We start from the raw sequence: 21,318 nt of genomic DNA, 5'->3' as shown, positions 1-21,318 counted from the left end.
CCAAACAATAGTACCCGTTAGATCAATATCTACCCCAGCCTTTTTCTGTTTCATCCGATAATTTTCTTGTTACTTTGCCCATATACTTTCGTGCAGTATTCAATACTTTCCTATCGTCACCAAGTCTTTCTAAAATAGTTACAGTTACAGACAAGGTATTCACAACCTCATCATTACCTTGAGTTGCCATTATCTCAAATACAGTAAAAAGCCTCTGCAACTCTTGGGGTTTATCCTCATTTATATAATTAATAAAAAATTCATTGCACTCGCCAAAGTAAACATGCGGTAATAATCCTTCATAAAATTCAATATGTTCTTGTAATACAGGCTTTAAATCATTAAATTCCTCAATAAGTATCTTTATTGTATCCATCATGTCCACACCTTTTCACCTCTGTAAAACAATAGTTCTCTTTACACATGAATACATCCTTCTTAAACAAAACTGCCCGTTTCTACCATAAGCAAAGTTTCACTTATTACAGGAATGCTGCCCCGTTTGTTACATAAGAACGGTACAACTTTCTTTAAAACGGTGCGTCATTTTTTCAAACAGTACAACTTTCTTTTAAATCTACAGATGAGGAAGCTGGATGCTCTCCTGAATATAAGCCTTCCTCTATGGACTGCTGGAGTCGGGTGTCATTCGCTCATTTCACTCACGAGAAGATCGTATGTTAAAAAGCAACAAAAAAAACCGAATGATTAGAAAGCTGTTATGTTCTAATCATTCGGATATATCACTAGACCTAATCCTTATGTTTCAGCCTGTTTATGATTTAAAGCTTTTGAATTCCAATCAAATCTTCGCACACGTTCTTATCTAAACAAATCCAGCAGTAGGTCCCAAAAGCCTTTTTCTTCTTTAGGCTCTGCCGTTTTTGTTTCTTCTTCCTTCTTCTCAATGCTACTTGTTTTAATGACAAATTGAACAGAGTGTACGTCCTCATTTTTTGATGATGTAAAAGATACAGGAGTGAAATCGGATTTATCAAACTCACCGATCATTTCATTGATTTGCGCTTGCATTTCTGCTGGCATATCTTTTGTTTCTTCATATAATTGAGCTGTTCCATCTTGAAGAGCAGCTGTTCCTTCATTTAATTCACTCGTTCCATTCGCAATACCTGTAATGCCAGTATGCAATTGGCTATAAGAAGAAGCAAGCTGATTAACGCCGCCAGTATATCCTACCAATCCAGAGTGAAATTCACTGTAATTAGCGGATAATGCCGCCAATCCTTTTTGCAGTTCGCTCAATCCGCTCATATCCATACCTTGCAGAGAACCAGTAAGATTCTCAGAGATTGAAGATAATGTCCCGCTCATCTTCTTCATGTTCCCATTCAACTCATCTAATGAAGGCTTTACCGCAGCAAATGCTGCTTTGACAGCAGAATAAGTTGCTTTCACTTTTTGCGCAGCTTTATATGTCGCGATTAACTTATCCAGCACTTTTGCATCCGCACCGCTGGCATACAAACCTGCAATTTCCTGCTCTGTCAGCTGCCCTGCAGGAATTTCTGCAATTGCAGCATCTAAGGCCTGATAGCTTTTTGCATATTGATCGCTTAAAGTATTTAACCCGCTAGCAGCTTGGGTTAAACCAGCAGCAAGCTCCAAAAGGCCTTTTGGCAATTCAGTCAGACTGCTTGGGTCCATATTCGATGATGAACCTGATAAGGCACTGTTCATCTTACTTAATGCTCCGCCAATTTCTTTAGATGCATTAATGATCTCATAAGAAGAACCGTCCAGCTGATGAATGCCATTGAGATATTCACTGGAGCCACTTCCCATAGAAGATGCTCCGTCATTTAATTGAGACACTCCAGACCTTAAATCGGCAACACCGTTATTAAGCTCTGAAATCGCATCGGTTAAAGCACCCATATCATCTGTCAGATTGTTGATTTCTGATGTATCAATCGGCAGAGTGGATGGTGCAGCAGCGATATCAATTCCTTGAAACTCAAAATCATTGACATCTGCCTGCACGCTAAGCGTATCTTCCTGCCCTGGCATCACGGTAAATGTCACTTGCTTATTCTCGCCAGCATTGGCAATCATTCCGCCTGAGGCTTCAATATTTTCATATAGGTTTGAAAGCTGAAGAGAAACCTGAAGCAAATAATTTTCATAAAAAACACTGTCTACATTTTCATTTGCACTGACGTTTATTGAAATTTCCAGTTGTCCTGACTGTCCGGCAAGATCTGCAGCATTGGTTTCATTACCATCTAAGGAATAAGTGACCTCGATATTCCATGGTAAATCGGTATCCTCCTGCATATTGCCTTGATAATAAAATTTCCCCTCAGGAGCCTGAATTGAAATCGATTCATTTTCTTGCTGTATCTCTGATAAATCTGTTAAATTTTTAACACTATCATACATTCCAAAATCCTGAATTTCACCGGCTTCTGCAACATCAAGCGTGTTGACGACATAGATGTCTTCTAATGTGCCGCCTGCTTCTAAAGTTGCATATATAACCTCATCCTTCGAAGTAAGCTGACCCTTTGAAGCTTCTGCATAAGCATGGTCATGTGCAAATCCATTGTTAAGAAATACTGGAAAGATGATTACAAGAGCAAGCATACTTCGATACATCTGTTTTTTTCTCATCATCATTCTCCCTCATAAAATTTTGCTTTCATTGTCGTTTTCTTAATCAATTTATCAAATACAACAAGCAATGCCGGCAATATCACGACAACCATTACAAAAGCAAGCAATGCTCCTCTGCCTAATAATAATCCAATTGAAGATACGATTGGATTTGAAGATGTTGCCCATAGTATAAAGCCTACACTTGATAAAATAGCTGCAGATATTGAAATCGAAAACGTTTTTTCATCTATTGTTTTCATAATCGCTTGCATAGCAGGCATTTTCCGGCGATGTTCATTATATGCTTCAGTCAGTAAGATCCCGTAATCAACTGTTGCAGCCAATTGAACAGTACTGATGATTAAATACCCTACAAATACGAGTGGAGATTCTGTAAAGTAAGGAATAGAAAGATTAATCCACACAGAAGATTGAATGGTTAAAAGCAAGATGACAGGGAGCGATAAAGATTTAAATGTTACGAGTAGTACAACAGCAATGGAAGCGACTGTCAAAACATTCACAACTACATTATCTTTTGCCACCGTATTTTTAATATCATAAAGAGTTACACTTTCTCCTAGACTAAATGCTTTATCTCCATAATAACTCTCAGCAATCTCATCTACTTCACTTACAATTGCAAATGGGATATCTCCTTCTGTTGCCTGATTTGTATTTATAATAATCCTGCTGTAATTTTCAGAATAAAATTCATCAGCAATGGATTCTCCCAAGTATTCCGGCGGGATAACAGCCCCCACAGTATTCACGTACGCAATAACACTCGTTACATAATCAAGCTTTTCCAGGTCTTCAACAAGTTTTGCTTCCTTTGCCGTATCACCTTTAGGAACTAAAAGAACAACGGGAGTAGCTTCACCAAAAGTTTCTTTAATAGTGATGAAATCACTGCCAGCACGAGTTGTTTCCGGCTGTTCTCCAAGTCCATACGTAAAAGTTGTGTTTCCTTGCGCTAAATAGGCGGGAACGAGGATAATCAGCAAAAGGAATAAACTCGGAAATCTTAATTTCAGCATAAGTTTCCCAGTACCTTTAAAGCTTGGAATGAAGCTTTTATGCTGAGTTTTATCCATCCACTTATAAAAATAAAGCGTTAGGGCGGGCAAGAATACCATAACACTAATAAAACTTAAAAGGATTCCCTTCACTAAATTTAGCCCTAGATCAGAACCGATTTGAAACTCCATAAAGGTTAATGCAATAAAGCCGAAAAAGGTAGTCGCAGCACTAGCTGTAATTGCCGGAAATGATTTTTTCATGGCAAGCTGCATCGCTTCTTCAGGACTATTCGTTTTCTTCCGATAATCTGAAAAACTATGCAGTAAAAAGACGGCATAATCCAAAGAAACAGCCAGCTGTAAAATAGGTGCTACAGATTGTGTGACAAAAGAAACTTCTCCAATAAAAATATTCGTCCCTAAATTAATCAGGACCGATACCCCTATAGCGGTTAAGAAAAACAATGGTTCAATCCACGAAGTTGTCGAAATGACAAGAATAAAAATAATCAGGGGAACCAATAGGATCGCCGCATACATGGACTCTGTTCCTGCCATTTTTTGAGACGAAGCTGTATTGATCGCTTCTCCCGCAATAGCACCTTCCTCACCGATCAATTCATAGATCTCATCTGTAATGGCTACTTCTTCACCTGATGTGACAGCGATTGAAAACAACGCATTTCGATCTTTATAATAAGACTCAACTGTATCACGATCAGCCATCTCTAATGGCGTCTTTAAATCGACAACATCATCTAGCCATATTACCTCTGAGACTCCATCAATAGCTGTTAATTCTTCTTTAAAGCTAAGCGCCTCCTGCACAGTTACATCCGAAATCATTACTCGTGTATTGGGGACAGTGGCAGTGAACTCTTCCTCCATTATCTCCATTGCTTTGGTTGACCCCGCATCGTCCGGCAAGTAGTCCACCATATTATAATTGACGGACACAAAGAACTGTGCCACCGTAGAAAGGACCGTAACTAAAGCAAATATTAGCAAGACGGCTTTTTTATGTTTAATAATATGTTCTGCAATACGAATCTTTTTTCACCTCTCTTGAGTCATTTGTCATTACACTTTATCATTATATAAACACGGTGTTGGCTATTCAACAAACAGTTACCTTCATTATGTACGTTGCCCAACACATTTAACTTAAGTGTTGGCTAACTAATCATCATGGATAAAAGAAGAAAGGAATGTTGAATTTGAGTACGAAATTAGATAGACGCAAGCAATATACACGCATGGTATTAATGGATAGTCTGGTTGCGTTATTGCAGGAAAAACAAATATCTACTATTACCATCAAGGAAATATGTGAGCTTGCCGATATTAACCGTTCTACATTCTACGCCCACTATTCCAATCAATATGACTTATTACATTCTATCGAAGAAAAATTTATACAGGACATGATGTCTGCATTAGAACAATACAACTTCTCTAAAGAAGAAGAAGCTTTCTTAATCATTGAGAAAATTCTGGAGTTCATAGCTAAAAATAAGGTCATTTGCCAAGTCCTCCTTAATCAGAGCACCGAACGTCATTTTCAAAAACAAGGAACGCTTATTATTAAAAAATTTATTTTTAATCAGTGGATAGCTAAAAACAAACTTGATCGGCATCAGTTTGAATACATAAGCATCTTTGTGGTAGGAGGCAGCGTGTTTGTCATCAAAAACTGGCTGGAAACTGGGATGAAGGAAAGTTATCAGGAAATGGCAGAGATTATAAACAATCTTATTAATAAAGGCTTATCAACGATGCGCTAAGAAAGGATAATATTTAAACAATAAAAAACCCGGAAACGAGTTCGTTGTCCGGGGCATCATCTAAAAAGGAAAATCATCATCCCTAATAGCTTTTATTATATAGAAGAAAGATGAACTTCATCTCCAACTTGGATACTGCCTGTTTTCAAAACCGATGCATAGACACCAAAATGATTATTTCTTTCTTTAATCACCGTTTTATGTATACTCGGATCCCGTTCACCGCTTACGGGATCAACCGTAATGATCATACATCTTTTGCAGTACCTGACTAATTCTATTTCAACTTCATTTCCAATCTGAATTCGTCTGCCAAACCATTCCTCTTCTACGAATGGAGCTTTGTCGGTTAAATTAAGTATTAAGTTGGGGCGGAATCTTCTAGAATCCACCTCATTCCCCCATATATCTTCGAGCTTTTTCAGGGAAGCATCCGTAACAATCAGAAGATGTTCTTCTTCAATTGGACCGATGGGAACAAGGGAAGGAGAATACACAACCGTTGATACTGCACGCTTTGATTTTTTCTCCATTTCATGAAGTAAATGCTGATCGTCCCAATCAAAGATTTCGCCTTCTGGTGTCTCTACAACTACTCTTGGGTAATGATCAGATTCCTCTTCCCCCTGAAAACGCGCACTATATTGTACCATTTCTGGTAATTGTGTTATCGTTAAAAAATTCCCTTTTTTCGTTTCATCAAGATAAGCATGGCTGCGGTCTCCATACAGGCCATAACTCATTACTTTGGATGTTTGAACACTTTCTCCGCGTAATGATTTAACTGGATGACGGACAATCTGTTCAATGTGACCGATTAACAATATATTCACCTCAGTTCTGATTCCGATGATTTATGAAAATAAAATGCACCAGTTCCAACAGATTAAAGGGCATTTTTTACAGGTGGCAGAAAAGTCCCGTAAGAGACTCTCCTGCCACCTGCATATGCTTCACTTTATTTTTGTTCTGTTATTTGTGTAAAACTCCTGTTTTTGCTTTATGAATTTTACTCTTCTTTTAAATCCTCAATTGAATCAATGTCCATGTATTCAGGAACCACCAGCCCTAATTTTGTTCCATGCAGATTGGAACCAAGATCTTCAAAATTGCCTTCATATTCAGCAAAGTAATCAGCATGTGTTGTCGGCAGCCATGCACCTACAATCGCATCCCCGCTTCCATCTGCTACACCTGCCCACATTGGACCTGCATCAACCTGAACTAAATCCACTTCATACCCTACACTCTCAAGTGCACTGGCAACGACATTTGTACTGGCGATTACATCATCCCATGCTACATACAAGAGGGTAATTTCTTCACCGCTAGCCTCGTTTACGCCTTCAGTCCATTCACTTACTATATCTTCATTCTCACTTACCCATTGTGAAGCAGCTTCATCAGGTGCCGCTCCCTCTTGGATTAAGTTCATTACGTTTTCTATGTGCTCAGGTTCCCAATTAAACTGATCGAGCAGCAAGTGAGCATCTGGGTGATCCTCTTTTAAGCCTAACCGAGCAATAGTATGAACGTCCTCCGCTTCACCGTATAAACCTTCTGGATCCTCCAGGTATTTCAGATCAAAGGAATTAAATTTCCAGTGTGGACTCCATCCCGTTATAATGATAGGATCCTCTCTATCATAGGCTTTTTTAAGAGCTGCTGTCATCGCAGCACCTGAACCTTCTACAACTTCCCAATCATCTAATCCGTATCCAGGCAATACGTTATTAATCGTTAAATTCATGATTCCCGCACCTGGATCAATTCCAATGATTTCGTAATCAAGCTGCTCTCCAACTGACCCTGAGGAAGCCTCCTCTCCTCCACACGCAGCTAAACCTAATGTTAATGTTACTGCTGAAGCCATACCTAAAACTTTCTTAATCATTTACAGTTCCCCCTTCATTTTGTTTACAAATTAAGTATGGAAATGCAAATCAGGATGCATCTGGCACCCGCTGATTTACGTCATACTCATTAATAGAGGAATCTGTTTTACTATTATTAGCATAACCGTAATAACCTTTATCACATAAAGAAAGACAGCACACCAAAATAGAACCAACACAGCAGTTTTGGCTATAAAATGAAATTCGATATACATCTAATAACAAGAGATGTATCGAGCAGCATATATGAACGCAGCTAAAAGATGAAATATTACATGCCGAAATCTTACGTTCTGGAAACTCATCCTGCCTATCTTTTTTCAAGTAATGGATCGTGTAAACTTAGAGAGTTACCCATTAAAAGAATATCAGGATCATTTCCCAGTGCCTTTTGTCGGTTCAACAGGCTTTCGCACTCTTCCTTGTATGATGATTGAGGTGCTTAATAGAATACTAATATGTAAAAAACATCTTCCCCTGTGAATCATCTCAAATTTCTGCAATTTTCAAAATGATCTACTTCTATTATAGAATAATACTTTGGAACCTTACAAATAGCGTATCTGCTATGTAATGGTTAAAAACTCCTATGTCATATAACTGAGTGAAATAGACCGTCTAATGCTTACATATCCTCCTTTTTTCTAATGATTCCTTACAATTTGACTTTACTTCTCTCAAAAAAGAAGACTGACTTATTATTATTGTATACTTACCCTGTTAAGTTTATGAGTCTTAATTTCTATTTAAATGAGCGCATTTCATCAAAAATAATATAATAACTTTTTATTTATACCCGCTATTTCTTATATGAAACCTATTTTATAAAGAAACTTGCCCACTGGCGAAATAAAGGACAAACGATTCCGTATGCTTCTGAATTACAAAAGAAAGAAATTAATATTTCTTAAACAAGTCCGTTCCATTGCGCTGCGGACCCTCGCTTTCCGTGGGAAGGAAGCCTGAGCCTCCTCGAAGCAAAAGCTTCTGCAGGGTCTCACCCTTTCCTCTATTGCCCACAGGAGTCGAGGGTCCTCCGCTCCATTTCACTCATGTTTAAAAAGAAAATTTTTAAAATAAAAAAACCGAATGATTAGTAAGATTCACTTACTAACTATTCGGTTCTATTGTAGTGTTAATATTCTTATTTCTTGCCTCATTTTCAGTGACATAAGGTTTATGTAACGAATCGAAATGATAAATGAATTAATATGGATTCGTAGCCAGCATGCTAGCTGTTTTAACATAAATACGCTGATGTAATTTTAGTTGGGAAACAATTACTTCAGCAATGTCTTCTGGCTGCATGTATTTCTCATCATTATTTTCTGCAATCAGATTGGTTTTAACAGCCATGTCCGTTGCAACAGTACTAGGTGTTAAAGCTGTAACACGAATATTGTTTCTGCGGACTTCTTGTGCTAATGATTCCGTTAAACCGATCACACCAAACTTAGACGCGCTATATGCACTGGATGTAGCCGCTCCATTTAACCCGTTGGTTGATGAAATATTGATGATATCCCCTCTATTTTTTTCAATAAGCTGAGGAAGTACTGCATGGGTCATATAGTAGACACCCATCAAGTTTACATCAATGATGTTTTTCCAATCTTGCGGATCCATCTCCAGCAATGTCCCAAATTGACCAACACCAGCATTATTAATAAGAATATCTGCCGGACCAACTTCGTCCGTCAATTTTTCAACTGCTTGCTTGACTTCTTCCTGTGAAGATACGTCCACAGAAGCATATGCTGCTTTTACACCTAATGCTTCCACTTCTTTCGCAACTTCCTTGAGAGCATCCTCTGTTCTGGCAAGCAGTCCCAGGTTCACTCCCTCTTTTGCTAGTGCAATTGCTGCAGCCTTCCCGATACCTCTTCCAGCTCCAGTAACAAATGCCACTTTTCCTTTTAACGATTGTGCCATGTTCGACAACTCCTTTCTTGTTCTATTATATAATTGTGGATAAAAATTTCTAAGAATATGCTTTGTAATCATATTACTTTTATTAAGCAAGCTTGCAGGTTAGAAATTCAAACCTCTAACATTTTATATCAAATAAAAAACCCGGATTTCCTCTAAAATCCGGGTTTCTTTTCATGTGGCATATGCATTATAATAAAATTCATTCAAAAAATTATTTATTAACTGGCTTACGCGGCTTTGGTTTGAAATATAAACCAAGCTCTTTTTTCTCCTTCATTAATGAGCGATAAAGCGAAAGCATCATTAATATAACAATTATGGAGAATGGGAAGGCTGCGCCTATCAATAAATTTTGCAGAGCCTGTAATCCTCCACTATATAGCAGAGTAAGCGCGATTGCAGATTGTGCAATTCCCCAAGTTAACTTTACGGTATTAGGTGGTGTAAGGGACCCGTTTGTTGTCTGCATCCCAAGCACAAATGTTGCCGAATCGGCTGATGTAATGAAAAAAGTACAAACTAACACAAGTGCTACGATTGAAAGGATCATTGACAGCGGGAACTCATTAAAGACAGCAAATAATACTTCCTCTGTAGCAAATTGCGATAAGTCTATTCCGCCTGTATTTTGAGCATCAATTGCCGAGGTTCCAAATACCGCAAACCAAAAGAAGCTTACAATACTAGGCAGAAGCAGTACCCCAATTAAAAATTCTCGTATGGTTCTCCCTTTAGACACACGTGCAATAAAGATCCCTACAAATGGTGACCATGATAACCACCATGCCCAATAAAAAATGGTCCAAGCGTTAATCCATGCACGATGTTCCTCATTGAATGGGGCAATTCGAAAACTCATTTGTACGATGTTTTGAATATAGCCTCCAAGTGAATCAGTAAACAAATTTAATATAAGAATGGTTGGTCCTGCAACAAACATCAAGATCAGTAACGCAACCGCTAAAAACATATTAGCATTACTTAAAATTTTTATTCCTTTACCAAGTCCAGACCAGGCTGACAGGATGAACAGAACCGTAACAATTATAATTATAATAAATTGAACGGTAAAATTATTTGGAATTCCAAAGAGATATGATAACCCGCCATTAATCTGTGCGGCACCAAATCCAAGTGTAGTTGCAACTCCAATAACTGTAGATAAAACTGCCATTACATCTATTACTGTTCCCAGCTTACCTTCCATTCTCTTTTTACCCAAAATAGGTTTTAATGTCGCTGAAATGAGGCCAGATTCGCCTTTACGGAACTGGAAGTATGCTAGTGCCAGCGCAACAACGGCATAGACGCCCCATGCATGTATTCCCCAATGGAAAAAAGTATATCTCATCGCCTCTCTATTTGCTTCAGGAGTTCCACCCTCTGCGCGCGCAGGGTCTAAAAAATGAGAAAGCGGCTCTGCAGCTCCATAAAAAACGAGTCCAATTCCCATACCTGCACTAAATAGCATGGCAAACCATGATGCTTTTGAATATTCCGGTTTTTCATCAGGTTTCCCTAATTTAATGGTTCCAACTGGACTAAAAATAAGAAATATGCAAAAAAGAACAATAATGGTAACCAAAATTAAGTAATACCATCCAAAAGCGGTTGAGAAAAATGCTTGAATATTGCCAGTAACTTCCTCAAAACTTTCTGGTGCAGCAACACCAAATACTACGGCTACAAGGAGGATCGCAACCGATATCCAAAAAACGTTTGATATTTTACTCATAGAATATTCCTCTCTCTGTAAAATACTGATCCTTATAAATACAAATAACATCCTTTTATAACTTTTCCCAAAATCTCCACTTTTAAATTCATAGCTTCTACATTTATGATAAAAAATTTGAGTTGTAATTTTATGTTGTATATACGGGGTATTTAGAGGTGATCCCCAGGTGGAATTGCCTATTTTGCAGGAAATAAAAGAGTACTAACATTAATAACTTCCAAAAGTATCCTATGCCATAAAAGGATGTACTTGGCTATAAGGTATTATGCCAACTGCTTAATCTTAACACACCTCATCCTCGTAAAAAAAGCGAGAAGGCATGAGCATAGTCATTTGACAACAAAATTTCCGAACAATTTTCAGAAAAAATCACTTTATAAATTCACAACGTTTTTGCTTTATTAAAAGTATAAATAACTGTTGTTATATCAACTTTTCCAAGCAGAAAATTTTTCTTTAATTGCTTTTGATTTTCCGCTTTTGAAAACGTTTATCAATTTTCACCAAATTTTTTTTATTTTTTTTATATGATTACGGAAGATTTCACATAAAAAATCCCAAAATTAATACATATTATGGAATAAAAACATCTAGTTTACTTTTTCAAAATCAGCAATTCATCCATTTATTCCTTTGACAATTCGCTGAAAATTGTTAAAATACATATATTCTAAATATTTAGGCCTGTGGCTGTCCATGCAGGCAAGACCTAAATTAGCAGATTGATCTATTTTGCTGAATTTAGGTCTTTTTTAATTATCAGGTAAAGGAGTTAAAAAGCATGAAACCAGAGGATATCGTAAGAAGCGGTCCAAATCAGTATGTTTGCAAGGAAGGTGTCCTAAAAGATATTTCTTTCTTCTTAAAGGACTTTCAATCTCCAGTGGTAGTTACAGGACACAAATCATTCGAAGCGTTTACTCATTATACAAGCTTGCCTTCACATGTTGAAGTTCTTCAGCATAGTGGATATAGCTCAGATTCAGCTATTAACTCTCTAGCAGAAAGTGCACGTCAAGCAGATGTCATTATCGGCATTGGTGGAGGAATTATCCTTGACACCGCTAAATCTGTTGCTGACTTATTAAACATTGAAGTGATCACGATTCCATCTGTTATTGGCACATGTGCAGCAACCACTCCTTTAAGCGTCATTTATGATGACACAGGCTCTTTTATTAGAGTGGATTATCACAAACGCTCCAGCTATTACACTATAATCGATCCGGTCATGCTGCTTAATTCTCCTGTTGAATACTTTAAAGGCGGAATTGGTGATACATTGGCAAAGTGGTATGAGGCAGAGGCAATCATTCGAAACACTATGAAAGATGATAACTTTTCCATTATGATTCATTCCGGCTTACAGCACGCCGCTTTTATAAAGGAAATATTATTAAAAGAAAGTTTAACGGCAATCGAAAGTTTAGAAACAAATACGGTTTCTCCTGCCTTTATAAAGGTTGTAGAATCAGTCATCACTTTAGCCGGGACGGTAGGCGGGTATGCTGGTCGCTACGGAAGGATGGCTGGTGCCCATGCTATTCACAATGGACTAAGCTTTGTGAATGAAACACACAGTATTCTTCATGGTCAGAAGGTGGCTTATGGCATTTTGGTGCAATTAGTATTAGAGAATCGGCATGCAGAAGTAGAAGAACTGATTCCTTTTTATAAGGCACTCAACTTCCCTATTAACTTCAAAGATTTAAATGTCACCGAAAACCTGAGCCAAGCCATGGCACTAGTTGCTGCCCATGCAGCCAAGCCTGAAGAATCCCTTCAGCTAATGGGCACATTTACCGAAACTGACGTCATCACTGCTATGGAACAGCTTGAGAATATATTGGTTGGGAATTGAGTTTAATTCGGGTGGTCACAGTGACCACCCGAATTTTCTTGTTTCACGGAATGTTTCACATAGCAGGTATTTTTTTCTAAGAACGGCTAAAAGCCCCCGCATAAGCGAAGGCTAAGTCATGGATATTATTGGACTTCCCCACATCACATAAACTCTTAATTAAGACTCACATGTGGGATCTCAACCTTATTTTTGATTAGATGATCAATTGTGATTTTTAACATTTCAGGATAATTTTTAGAGAGGAAAACTCCAGGGGGAATACTTTTATCATTTTGGCAAAACCTCATGAGTTTTGAAATTAACGGGGCTTTGAGATGATCAGGAATTATTAAGAAATCAATGACAGTAAAATAGCCGCCTCCTGCCAAGGGAAGTATAAGACCCGTAAAAGCGTCATTGCTTGAAGGCTGTTTATACAATTTTGAGGTTAATACAACGGGTTTATATTTGAAGTAATCAAAAACGTCAACTAAGCAAAATATTCTTTCCGTTGCCATTTCCTCTATAAAAAAGAAGCTCGGAAATACATATTTCCATAAAGATAGTACTCTTTCAAGATTATGTTTCTTCCGGAATTTCCAGCCATATTCCTTCAAATAGAGTTCATAAACCGTATTCTTTTCAGCAAGCAAACTGCGTGAACAGAAAACGGCCCACCAATAATAGTATGGAAAATAATATTCCTTCTCCTTTTCACTAATAGGAAATTGATCAAGATACTCTTCTGTTTTTGGAATGAGGATATCACCATATTGATCTAGAGAAAAACAGGTAAAATCCTCAATGACCTCTAACAGCTGATCATTTGTTTTTTCTGATATAGATACGACATTTTTAAAAGTTCTCTGCAAATAAATCTTCCTTTCAATGATAGATTCCAAAAAAAATAGAAATGTTTTCGATATTGTGGGGTGACTGTCTGGGGCAGTTCTGCAGGAAATTATATAGTGGTTTGTTTGAGGGTAATTACATAAACTTATAGCTGTTCTATTCATCCTCCCTTACAAATTTTTGAACGATTAATATGCCATTGCTTCTATAGCTGCTAATTACTTTTATTCGTTAAAAATCCTCAATCTCCTACTAAATTTTAAAATTGTTCAAATAAAAAGTGTACCCAGGATCGAGTACACTTTCTTAGCTGTTAATCTATCGGAACCTCAATATCCTGCTTTTGCAAACTTCTAATATGTTCTAATTCAATCCCGCCACTAGATCCGCTTCCGCCAAAAGAAAGTTCAGGATCAGCTTCTTCACGATCTTCATCATAGGCGATCCATCCAAAATACATATACATCTCAGAATAGAAGCTGCTCATTATTGTTGGCTGTCTTGCCATTTCGACTTCAATAAAAGCATCCATAAATACTTTCCATTCTCGAGGTAACTCCATTAATCCATAAGATTCATCCTCAAGTGATACAGTCTCCTTCATTTGAACCTTTGGATCATAGAACTCAATTCCATCAGTCATATGATACCCTCTGTCTCTAATTAAAAATAAATCGATAAATCCCAGTTGATCATCAGGATGAATATTCCATACAAAACGATAGCTTGAAGGATCATTAGGATCAATTTTCCAAAGCACTGGATTTCCTTTTGTATGGACTGAATTTAACATCCACTTTTTGTTATGCCACGTCCAGAAAGAAAGGCCGTAATTCTCCTTATTAGAAATAAATGGGGCTAGAACATTGCGGTTATCAACAAAAATCGTGTCCTGGATGACTGCCGCATCAGCCTGCAGGTGAAAGCTATTAATCTCTTTTACTAGTTGTTCGTCTGCTGGCAAAGAGGAAGGTTCCGTAAAGAAATACCAATAAGCGATTGCTGCTAAAAGGAACACTAGGCCCCCGAGTCCTATGATGTATTTTTTCTTCTTCACCATTTACTCCACCACCTCCAGCACAGATGACTCTGAGCGGACATATAATTGCTTTTGTGGCGTTGTTATTAACAGCCCTTTTCCATCCTCTTCGATATAAGTTATAGCAGAGATACCGCTCCCCCACATTGGTGAAACCTCAATTAGCTGATATGGAAACCGTTCATTGACTACATTTTCATCTTCATACGCAATTGAATCTTCATACCACACAGCACTCATAATGGCTGCTTCCTTCATTGTTTTGATTTCATTTAGGAGGCTTTCTTTGTTTAATATTTGCTCCTCAGCTGACGGATGAATATTAATTACAGAAGCATTCTCAATGTTAGAAATATACGTAGATGGATTGTCATCAGGATAAACGAGCTGCTGAATAGGTATTGCTAACAAGGTTAATGCCAGAAAAATAAAATTCCCCATAAACGCTAGCCATGCAAATTTTCGATATGTCTCCCAGCGTCCTTCTTTTTGTTTAAGAATAAAGTACAGTACCCAGACACCAAGAGGAAGAAGCGGGATTCTTAAAAGTGTGCCAAAGAGCATCCAATGAAATGAAAAAGTAAATAAACCAATAATAAGAACAATTATAATCTTCCATATTTTCGGCTTATAAGTTTGTTTTCTATAAATTTTGTAAGCCATATATACAATAATCCCCCATCCTACAACTGAAGTCAGAACCGTCATAAGATTGAAGACAGGGTAATTTAATTCTATTTTAGGCACCTCCTTTTTTTGCTGTCACAGTGACGCCCCGGTTTTTCTTGTTTCACAGAATGTTCCACAGAACGCCATGGGAAAGTTAGCGCTCTCATTTAGTTGAAGAATCCCAGATGTTTTTTGCGTGAGCTAAGTTTTCTAGGGATATGAGGTTTTTCTGCATAGGAGGTGGACATATTTTGTTATGTTTCATGATTTTTTCATTTATTGCTTTTATATCTTCTTCTGATTGGCATTGGTGGATAGCTTCAGAAATTTGCTTTTGCAGCTTCAGCCATTCGGGCAAATATCCAGCATCCTTTGCGATCTTCTGAAAGTTTTGGTAAACATCTCTTTCCAAATAACCCTTTGGCAGAGGCTTTCCTTTTCCCTTAACTTGATCTTTCTCGCCAGTGTTTTTTAAAATATCCCCTATTAAGTCATTGTACTCTCTCTCCATCGTATTCCCCCTTTATTTTCATTTTTCTAATCGTACTTATTTAAGTTTAGAATTAATTCCTTATTTTGTAAATAGCGGTCACAGTGACGCCCCGGTTTTTCTTGTTTCACAGCAAATGTTTCACAACCGTATAGAGCCTAATCCTGTAACAGGATTAGGCTCTTTTGCTTTTTTTTGCAGAGAATTGTTCATTCCGTAATCAACCCATAAGCAGATATCTTCTTAATTCTTCGCGATACAAGCATGGAGACAACATATGCTAAAACAAAGATCGTTGTACAGATTAATAGGATGGTTGGCAAATGAATGGTGAAATCCAACCGCTTAACTCCTGCATTTGAGAGTAATAGGGACAGCATTGGATTCGTGAAAAAATAACCAAGTATTCCACCCATCACTACACCAGCTGTGACAACTGGAAGAAAACTGATCGATATTTGATTCATGAGCTGAAGGGTTGTATACCCTATTGCTTTCATGACCCCAAACTCTTTCTTACGCTTAATAATGACCGTTTTGATCACAAGATATAGAATTAGTACTACAACGAGAACAGTTATGGTCAAAACCATCAGCATCACAGCAAATACCGCAGCTGTATACATCCCCGTTTGAGTTTCAATATTATCGTCAATATCTAACGTTTCAGAAACCTGATCACCGTACTGTTGCTCAACTTTATACATAAAGTCTTTATTCGATATACCCTCCAAATAGACATATAGAGAAGTCCCTTTATATGTTGATTGTAATTGCTGCATGCCATCCATTGTCAGTGCGGCTACCTGTCCAAGATTCCCAACAGATTGACTGAGACCAGTTACGAGATAAGGCTTCTTTTCACTGCCATATTCTACTTCAACGGTATCGCCAATACCTTTATTGATTTGGCTGGACACAATCCATGAGATGGATATTTCATTTTCATGAATCGGCTGACGGCCATCATAAACTATATTATTTTCTAATTTGCTATAATCGTGTGTAACATTTGTATAAACAGTTTGATCATCAATTTTTACTGTAATTAAGTCGAATAAATTTACATTTTTCACATGATCTATTTTCTTAATGTCATTCAGCATGTCTCCTGTATCGACATCAGGTTTCACATTAACCATTACATTTGCAGGTTCAGTACCGAATATATTAATAAAGGCAGTTTTGTCTGAAGCTACATTATAGTACAGAACTGCAGAAAAGATGGCAGCTAAAGTTAATGCACTAATTATAATGAAGATCATTATATTTTGTTTTGCATTTATGAGCGTTGATTTAATCGCAAGCAGGAAATGAAGATTCCCTCTCTCTTTCTCCAATGAAAAGTAATTTTTTCTAAAACTATGCGTTTGAATGCCGCCGCGCAGTGCCTCGACAGGTAAAATCCTTCTGACTCGAAAGGCTGATAGCAGGGTAACGATCACAACTAAAAAAATGACAAGCATGATACTTACAAAATTTATTAAAACATCAAATTCCTGAAGCCATACTAAGCCAGATAAGGATGAAATAGCACCACCGAAGAAGGGCATTAAGACGTATGACAAAGCAATTCCAGCAGCCCCCGCACAAAAAACGATGACGATAAACTGCAGGATAATGGATGAAAGAATTTGCCTGCTGGTATAGCCAATTGCCTTTAATACACCTATATTTCCCATTCCATCTTCAATGCTATTAGAAACTCGGAATGTAATAACAATTAGTGATATGAGCACAATAATGGCTGCAAATGCTACCAGTATAGTCGCAATAATATTAATGGTTAACGTACTTACATTTTTCACTATTTCAATATCCAATCCTAATACATAGGAAGAAGTCTCTCCTGCAATTGTTTGCGGAAATCTCTTAGTGAAATCATTTAAAAGCTTCGGAGATTCAGTTTTTTCTTTCATCAGTGCAGATAGAATGATTCCATTTGATGAATCATCTACATGATCTGCCAGTGTTAGAAAGGCTCTCTCCGGCAGCATGAATTTCATAACTCCGATGTTGGTTGTACCCATAATGGTCGTTTCTAAGAATCCAGCTATGTGATATTCATAGACTGCACCAAGATATCTGATGGTAAAGCTATCTCCTAATTTGTATCCTCCATCCGTTTTAAAACTATAAGGAACAAAAATATCGTTGGCACTTGAAGTATCTAATTTTTCAATCAGTTTTAATGGTCCAATACTTCGGCTGTTTTCTGCATTAAAGATGGCAACACTGCTGGTTAACTCACTGCTTCCATAATTAAATTTAGCAAGGTTCATCATGACAATTTCTTCTGTCTCTGTTTTTGTTACCCCAGAGTAGTTTGTTAAAAATTCGTCATATCCTGAATGATAACTAGCTTGATCCATCATAATGGCTACATGGGGATCTCTTAATTCCTCAACTTTCCGATCAAAAAAAGGATTCATTTGGGTGATGACCATTAGGCCAATATTAAGAAGCATTGCAGCAATCGTTATAAAGATAAATAAAGAGACAGCAGCTGATTTACTTTTTCTAATATTAGCTAAGGCTAGTTTCATTATCTTCACATCACCACCCCATTTCTGCAAGGAAGTGTTTGAGCTTTTCAAGACGCTCAAGGTTCTCATTCTCACTAAATGCCCCTAGCTGCAAATCACCGCAAATGACTCCGTCTTTTAGATAAATCACGCGATTTCCCCGCAATGCCGTTTTTAGATCATGTGTAACTAAGACAATACTTTGTCCTTTCGTATTTATATCTGTAAAAACATCCAAAACACTGTCACTTGAAGCAGAATTCAGGGCACCTGTCGGCTCATCTGCAAATAATACTATCGGTCTGTTGATGATGGCTCTTACAATTCCAACACGCTGTGCTTCACCGCCGGAAAGCTGTGCTGGAAACTTAGCCCATGAGTTTTCCTCTATCCCTACTTGTTTTAGTAATTCTTTGGCTTTTTGAACGATTTCCCTCTTATTTTTACTAACTAAGAGACCGCTTGTCAGCACATTATCGAGCACACTCATATTATCAAGCAGGTAAATTTGCTGAAAGACAAACCCGCAATGCTTTCTCCTAAAAACAGCCAGCTGATCGTTGTTGAATTTTGCCAAACTTTTACCAGCAAAATCGATTTCACCTAAAGTTGGCTGATCCATACCGCTAAGCGCATAAAGCAAAGTAGATTTCCCTGAGCCAGAGCTGCCCATTATGATCGTAAAATCTCCTTCCAGTAAACTGATATCTAAGTTTTTCAAGACATGCTGCTGCGTTCCGCCACTTGAGAAGGTCTTACAAAGCTTTTCCGTTCTAATAATGGTTTTTGTCATAAGTTTGGCAACTCCCTTACTATTTAACAGAATAAAAAAGACTGTAAAAATGAGTACAGTCTTATCATACAAAATGAATTCTTATTAAATCTTTGTGCAATTCTTAACTGATTCTTAATTATTAAGCAAGCTTGATTTTAAGGGAGACAGTGAAACCTTCTTCTCGGCTGTGACAGCTAATTTGGCCGTCCATGCTTTCCATAAAGTACCTTGATATGTATAAACCCAGACCTGAACCGGTTTTTCCTTTCACATTTCTCCCCCGATAATATTTATTAAAAAGGAGAGGCACTTCATCTTCACTAATTCCCATGCCGAAATCCATTATGTGGAGTTCAAGGAAACCTTGATTAATTTGAGAGCTGATCTTGATCTGTGTACCTGCGTATTTATATGAATTACTAATAATATTATCTATGACCTGCTGCATTCTTACAGGATCGATAAGAATAATACACTGAGGCAGCGAACCATAAACAATTTGCTGATCATAATTGACGTTTTCAATCATATTATGGAGTTCTTCACTTGATACTTCAGTAACCGTTAACTTTAATTGCTGCAGCTCCTTTAAAGTAGCGTGGAACATATCCGTTATGAGCAAGTCAATTTGTTCTGCTTTCGAATAAATCGTGTTCACATGCTTTCTCACTTTCTCATCATTTGCCTGCACAAGCATTAATTCACTAACCGCTTTAATTGAAGCAACAGGTGTTTTTATATCATGACTCAATGTCGCCACCAGCTCCTTCTTGCTCTGATTAGATTCATATTCTCTTTGTTTGGCTGCATCAAGTTCTTCACGCAATAAATCAAAGCTTTCTGTGAATGCACCAAAATAATTATCCTTCTTTATAGGTAAAGGAATATCCAGATGACCTCTCGCTATATTCGCTGCAAAGTGCTGAAGCTGCTGAAATGGTTTCAATAGTGTTCTATGAATATAAACAATATAAAGAATACTAACTAGCATCAATATTCCAAATATAACACTTACAAAAGTGATTAATTCCCTCTTCATCTGCTGCAAAAGCTCTTGCTCATTATTGCGGATAATGACCTTTCCAACCGTTTCGTCATCACTCTGTATGTCTACAATAGTATCCCTATTTCTTACGGCTTCGTATAAATCGGTAAAATGATTGCCGGGTGTTTGATAGATCACGTTTGATTGATCATCAATGATAGCAAAAGACTGTTCGTTGTCACTGTTGTTGAATGGCATTTCGCTGAAATTCCTCCAATTTGCTTCAGCTGTTTTCACCACATCATTAATGGCAGCCAGATCGGCGACTGGCACATTTTTATTTTTTATAATGAGGATAGAGAAAATTAAACCTGCACTAAATACAGCAAAAATGATCATAATTAACAACTTAACTTTCATTAGCTGATATCCTCTAAAACATAACCTGTTCCCCAGACTGTTTTGATGTATTGCGGTTCCTTAGGATTTTCTTCAATTTTCTCACGCAAATGACGAATATGGACATTTAAGGTTCCGTCCCCTACAAAGGCATCTCCCCAAACATTCTGAAACAATTCATCTTTTGTGATAATTCGATTCTTATTACTCGCCAAGTAGGAAAGAAGCTTATATTCCATTGTCTTGAGCCCAATAGCAACTCCATTTACCCATACACGGTGCAGCTTTGTATCAATTTGAATATTGCCGAACTCTATAGTTTCCAGACTGCCTCTTTGACTGCTGCCATATCTTTTAAGTACAGCCTTTACTTTTGCCAATAAGATGCTCAGTGTATAGGGCTTTTGGATATAGTCATCTCCCCCTATGTTTAGGGCGATTAATACATCATCATCACTAGAACGCGCACTGATAAACAAAATCGGAATCTGTGTAGTCTGGCGCAATTTTTTACACAAGTCAAATCCTGACGTATCTCCCAAATTAATATCAAGAAGAATTAACGACGGCTGATTCGCCTCCAAAAAGCGCTCGCACTCCTCCGCCCCCGTCACAAACTCAGACTTCACATCAAACATATTAAAATACTCACAAGTCGACTCCGCCAAAGCAACCTCATCATCGACTATTAAACAATCCAGGATCATCTGCTGAACTCCTTTCGGTCTGCTTTATATTTATTGTACAAGAATAT

The 21,318-nt window shown here is 37.5% G+C and carries 17 protein-coding genes; 2 read left to right on the top strand and 15 right to left on the bottom strand.

Translation table 11 applies throughout. The annotated features are described in order from the left end of the window. Window positions 1-22: 22 nt before the first annotated feature. The 3 genes from F7732_RS13585 to F7732_RS13575 all read right to left on the bottom strand — a co-directional run bounded on the left by F7732_RS13585 (window position 23) and on the right by F7732_RS13575 (window position 4,577). Entirely contained in the window at window positions 23-376 is a 354-nt protein-coding gene (locus F7732_RS13585) for a DUF7674 family protein (RefSeq protein ID WP_151574584.1), read from the bottom strand. A gap of 446 nt (window positions 377-822) precedes the next feature. Next, window positions 823-2,631, bottom strand: coding sequence for a YhgE/Pip domain-containing protein (locus tag F7732_RS13580; protein ID WP_240056624.1), 1,809 nt, complete (start codon window positions 2,629-2,631; stop codon window positions 823-825). Window positions 2,632-2,633: 2 nt separating this feature from the next. After that, window positions 2,634-4,577 carry an efflux RND transporter permease subunit gene (locus tag F7732_RS13575; protein ID WP_240056642.1) on the bottom strand — a complete coding sequence of 648 codons (1,944 nt, stop codon included), beginning with the start codon at window positions 4,575-4,577 and terminating at the stop codon, window positions 2,634-2,636. A 278-nt stretch (window positions 4,578-4,855) separates the two neighbouring features. On the opposite strand from F7732_RS13575, the gene F7732_RS13570 reads away from it, so the two are divergent. Beyond that, a complete protein-coding gene (locus F7732_RS13570; protein ID WP_151574581.1) occupies window positions 4,856-5,422 on the top strand; it encodes a TetR/AcrR family transcriptional regulator in 567 nt (188 codons plus the stop codon). Window positions 5,423-5,517: 95 nt separating this feature from the next. Here F7732_RS13570 and F7732_RS13565 read toward each other — a convergent pair whose 3' ends face one another. The 4 genes from F7732_RS13565 to F7732_RS13550 form a co-directional block, all read right to left on the bottom strand. Next, window positions 5,518-6,246, bottom strand: coding sequence for an MOSC domain-containing protein (locus tag F7732_RS13565; RefSeq protein WP_151574580.1), 729 nt, complete (start codon window positions 6,244-6,246; stop codon window positions 5,518-5,520). Between the two features lie 185 nt (window positions 6,247-6,431). After that, window positions 6,432-7,316 carry a glycine betaine ABC transporter substrate-binding protein gene (locus F7732_RS13560; protein ID WP_151574579.1) on the bottom strand — a complete coding sequence of 295 codons (885 nt, stop codon included), beginning with the start codon at window positions 7,314-7,316 and terminating at the stop codon, window positions 6,432-6,434. Window positions 7,317-8,523: 1,207 nt separating this feature from the next. Next, complete coding sequence (locus tag F7732_RS13555; protein ID WP_151574578.1) at window positions 8,524-9,249, bottom strand: 3-ketoacyl-ACP reductase; 726 nt, start codon at window positions 9,247-9,249, stop codon at window positions 8,524-8,526. Between the two features lie 211 nt (window positions 9,250-9,460). Next, window positions 9,461-10,984, bottom strand: coding sequence for a glycine betaine uptake BCCT transporter (locus tag F7732_RS13550; RefSeq protein ID WP_151574577.1), 1,524 nt, complete (start codon window positions 10,982-10,984; stop codon window positions 9,461-9,463). Window positions 10,985-11,768: 784 nt separating this feature from the next. Here F7732_RS13550 and F7732_RS13545 point away from each other — a divergent pair. Beyond that, the gene (locus tag F7732_RS13545; protein ID WP_151574576.1) at window positions 11,769-12,848 is read left to right on the top strand and encodes an iron-containing alcohol dehydrogenase family protein; all 1,080 of its coding nucleotides are present in this window, start codon (window positions 11,769-11,771) and stop codon (window positions 12,846-12,848) included. A 155-nt stretch (window positions 12,849-13,003) separates the two neighbouring features. On the opposite strand, the gene F7732_RS13540 is transcribed toward F7732_RS13545, so the two are convergent. From F7732_RS13540 to F7732_RS13505, 8 genes are all read right to left on the bottom strand, one after another. Continuing rightward, window positions 13,004-13,702, bottom strand: a complete 699-nt coding sequence (locus F7732_RS13540; RefSeq protein ID WP_151574575.1) for a hypothetical protein — start codon at window positions 13,700-13,702, stop codon at window positions 13,004-13,006. A 293-nt stretch (window positions 13,703-13,995) separates the two neighbouring features. Next, window positions 13,996-14,742 (bottom strand): hypothetical protein, encoded by a 747-nt coding sequence (locus F7732_RS13535; protein ID WP_151574574.1) that lies wholly within the window; start codon window positions 14,740-14,742, stop codon window positions 13,996-13,998. Next, complete coding sequence (locus F7732_RS13530; RefSeq protein WP_192913031.1) at window positions 14,743-15,384, bottom strand: hypothetical protein; 642 nt, start codon at window positions 15,382-15,384, stop codon at window positions 14,743-14,745. A 169-nt stretch (window positions 15,385-15,553) separates the two neighbouring features. Next, window positions 15,554-15,901 carry a DnaJ family domain-containing protein gene (locus F7732_RS13525; RefSeq protein WP_151574573.1) on the bottom strand — a complete coding sequence of 116 codons (348 nt, stop codon included), beginning with the start codon at window positions 15,899-15,901 and terminating at the stop codon, window positions 15,554-15,556. Window positions 15,902-16,089: 188 nt separating this feature from the next. Continuing rightward, window positions 16,090-18,426: an ABC transporter permease gene (locus F7732_RS13520; protein WP_151574889.1), complete on the bottom strand. Its 2,337-nt coding sequence runs from the start codon at window positions 18,424-18,426 to the stop codon at window positions 16,090-16,092. A gap of 10 nt (window positions 18,427-18,436) precedes the next feature. Further along, window positions 18,437-19,198: an ABC transporter ATP-binding protein gene (locus F7732_RS13515; RefSeq protein WP_151574572.1), complete on the bottom strand. Its 762-nt coding sequence runs from the start codon at window positions 19,196-19,198 to the stop codon at window positions 18,437-18,439. A 121-nt stretch (window positions 19,199-19,319) separates the two neighbouring features. Continuing rightward, window positions 19,320-20,585, bottom strand: coding sequence for a HAMP domain-containing sensor histidine kinase (locus tag F7732_RS13510; protein WP_151574571.1), 1,266 nt, complete (start codon window positions 20,583-20,585; stop codon window positions 19,320-19,322). After that, window positions 20,585-21,271 carry a response regulator transcription factor gene (locus F7732_RS13505; protein ID WP_151574570.1) on the bottom strand — a complete coding sequence of 229 codons (687 nt, stop codon included), beginning with the start codon at window positions 21,269-21,271 and terminating at the stop codon, window positions 20,585-20,587. Before F7732_RS13505 ends, F7732_RS13510 begins: the two co-directional genes overlap by 1 nt. Window positions 21,272-21,318 lie beyond the last annotated feature (47 nt).

It is taken from the genome of Bacillus mesophilum (genome assembly GCF_008923265.1).
Classification (GTDB): domain Bacteria; phylum Bacillota; class Bacilli; order Bacillales; family Cytobacillaceae; genus Cytobacillus; species Cytobacillus mesophilum.
This window is presented reverse-complemented; position numbering and strand designations above follow the sequence as displayed.

What these genes read in the sequence shown, in the direction of transcription:
- F7732_RS13585 (WP_151574584.1), bottom strand. Translation starts at nt 376, where the DNA reads ATGGATACAATAAAGATACTTATTGAGGAATTTAATGATTTAAAGCCT.
- F7732_RS13580 (WP_240056624.1), bottom strand. Translation starts at nt 2,631, where the DNA reads ATGAGAAAAAAACAGATGTATCGAAGTATGCTTGCTCTTGTAATCATC.
- F7732_RS13575 (WP_240056642.1), bottom strand. Translation starts at nt 4,577, where the DNA reads ATGGTGGACTACTTGCCGGACGATGCGGGGTCAACCAAAGCAATGGAG.
- F7732_RS13560 (WP_151574579.1), bottom strand. Translation starts at nt 7,316, where the DNA reads ATGATTAAGAAAGTTTTAGGTATGGCTTCAGCAGTAACATTAACATTA.
- F7732_RS13555 (WP_151574578.1), bottom strand. Translation starts at nt 9,249, where the DNA reads ATGGCACAATCGTTAAAAGGAAAAGTGGCATTTGTTACTGGAGCTGGA.
- F7732_RS13550 (WP_151574577.1), bottom strand. Translation starts at nt 10,984, where the DNA reads ATGAGTAAAATATCAAACGTTTTTTGGATATCGGTTGCGATCCTCCTT.
- F7732_RS13545 (WP_151574576.1), top strand. Translation starts at nt 11,769, where the DNA reads ATGAAACCAGAGGATATCGTAAGAAGCGGTCCAAATCAGTATGTTTGC.
- F7732_RS13535 (WP_151574574.1), bottom strand. Translation starts at nt 14,742, where the DNA reads ATGGTGAAGAAGAAAAAATACATCATAGGACTCGGGGGCCTAGTGTTC.
- F7732_RS13530 (WP_192913031.1), bottom strand. Translation starts at nt 15,384, where the DNA reads ATGGCTTACAAAATTTATAGAAAACAAACTTATAAGCCGAAAATATGG.
- F7732_RS13525 (WP_151574573.1), bottom strand. Translation starts at nt 15,901, where the DNA reads ATGGAGAGAGAGTACAATGACTTAATAGGGGATATTTTAAAAAACACT.
- F7732_RS13520 (WP_151574889.1), bottom strand. Translation starts at nt 18,426, where the DNA reads ATGAAACTAGCCTTAGCTAATATTAGAAAAAGTAAATCAGCTGCTGTC.
- F7732_RS13515 (WP_151574572.1), bottom strand. Translation starts at nt 19,198, where the DNA reads ATGACAAAAACCATTATTAGAACGGAAAAGCTTTGTAAGACCTTCTCA.
- F7732_RS13510 (WP_151574571.1), bottom strand. Translation starts at nt 20,585, where the DNA reads ATGAAAGTTAAGTTGTTAATTATGATCATTTTTGCTGTATTTAGTGCA.
- F7732_RS13505 (WP_151574570.1), bottom strand. Translation starts at nt 21,271, where the DNA reads ATGATCCTGGATTGTTTAATAGTCGATGATGAGGTTGCTTTGGCGGAG.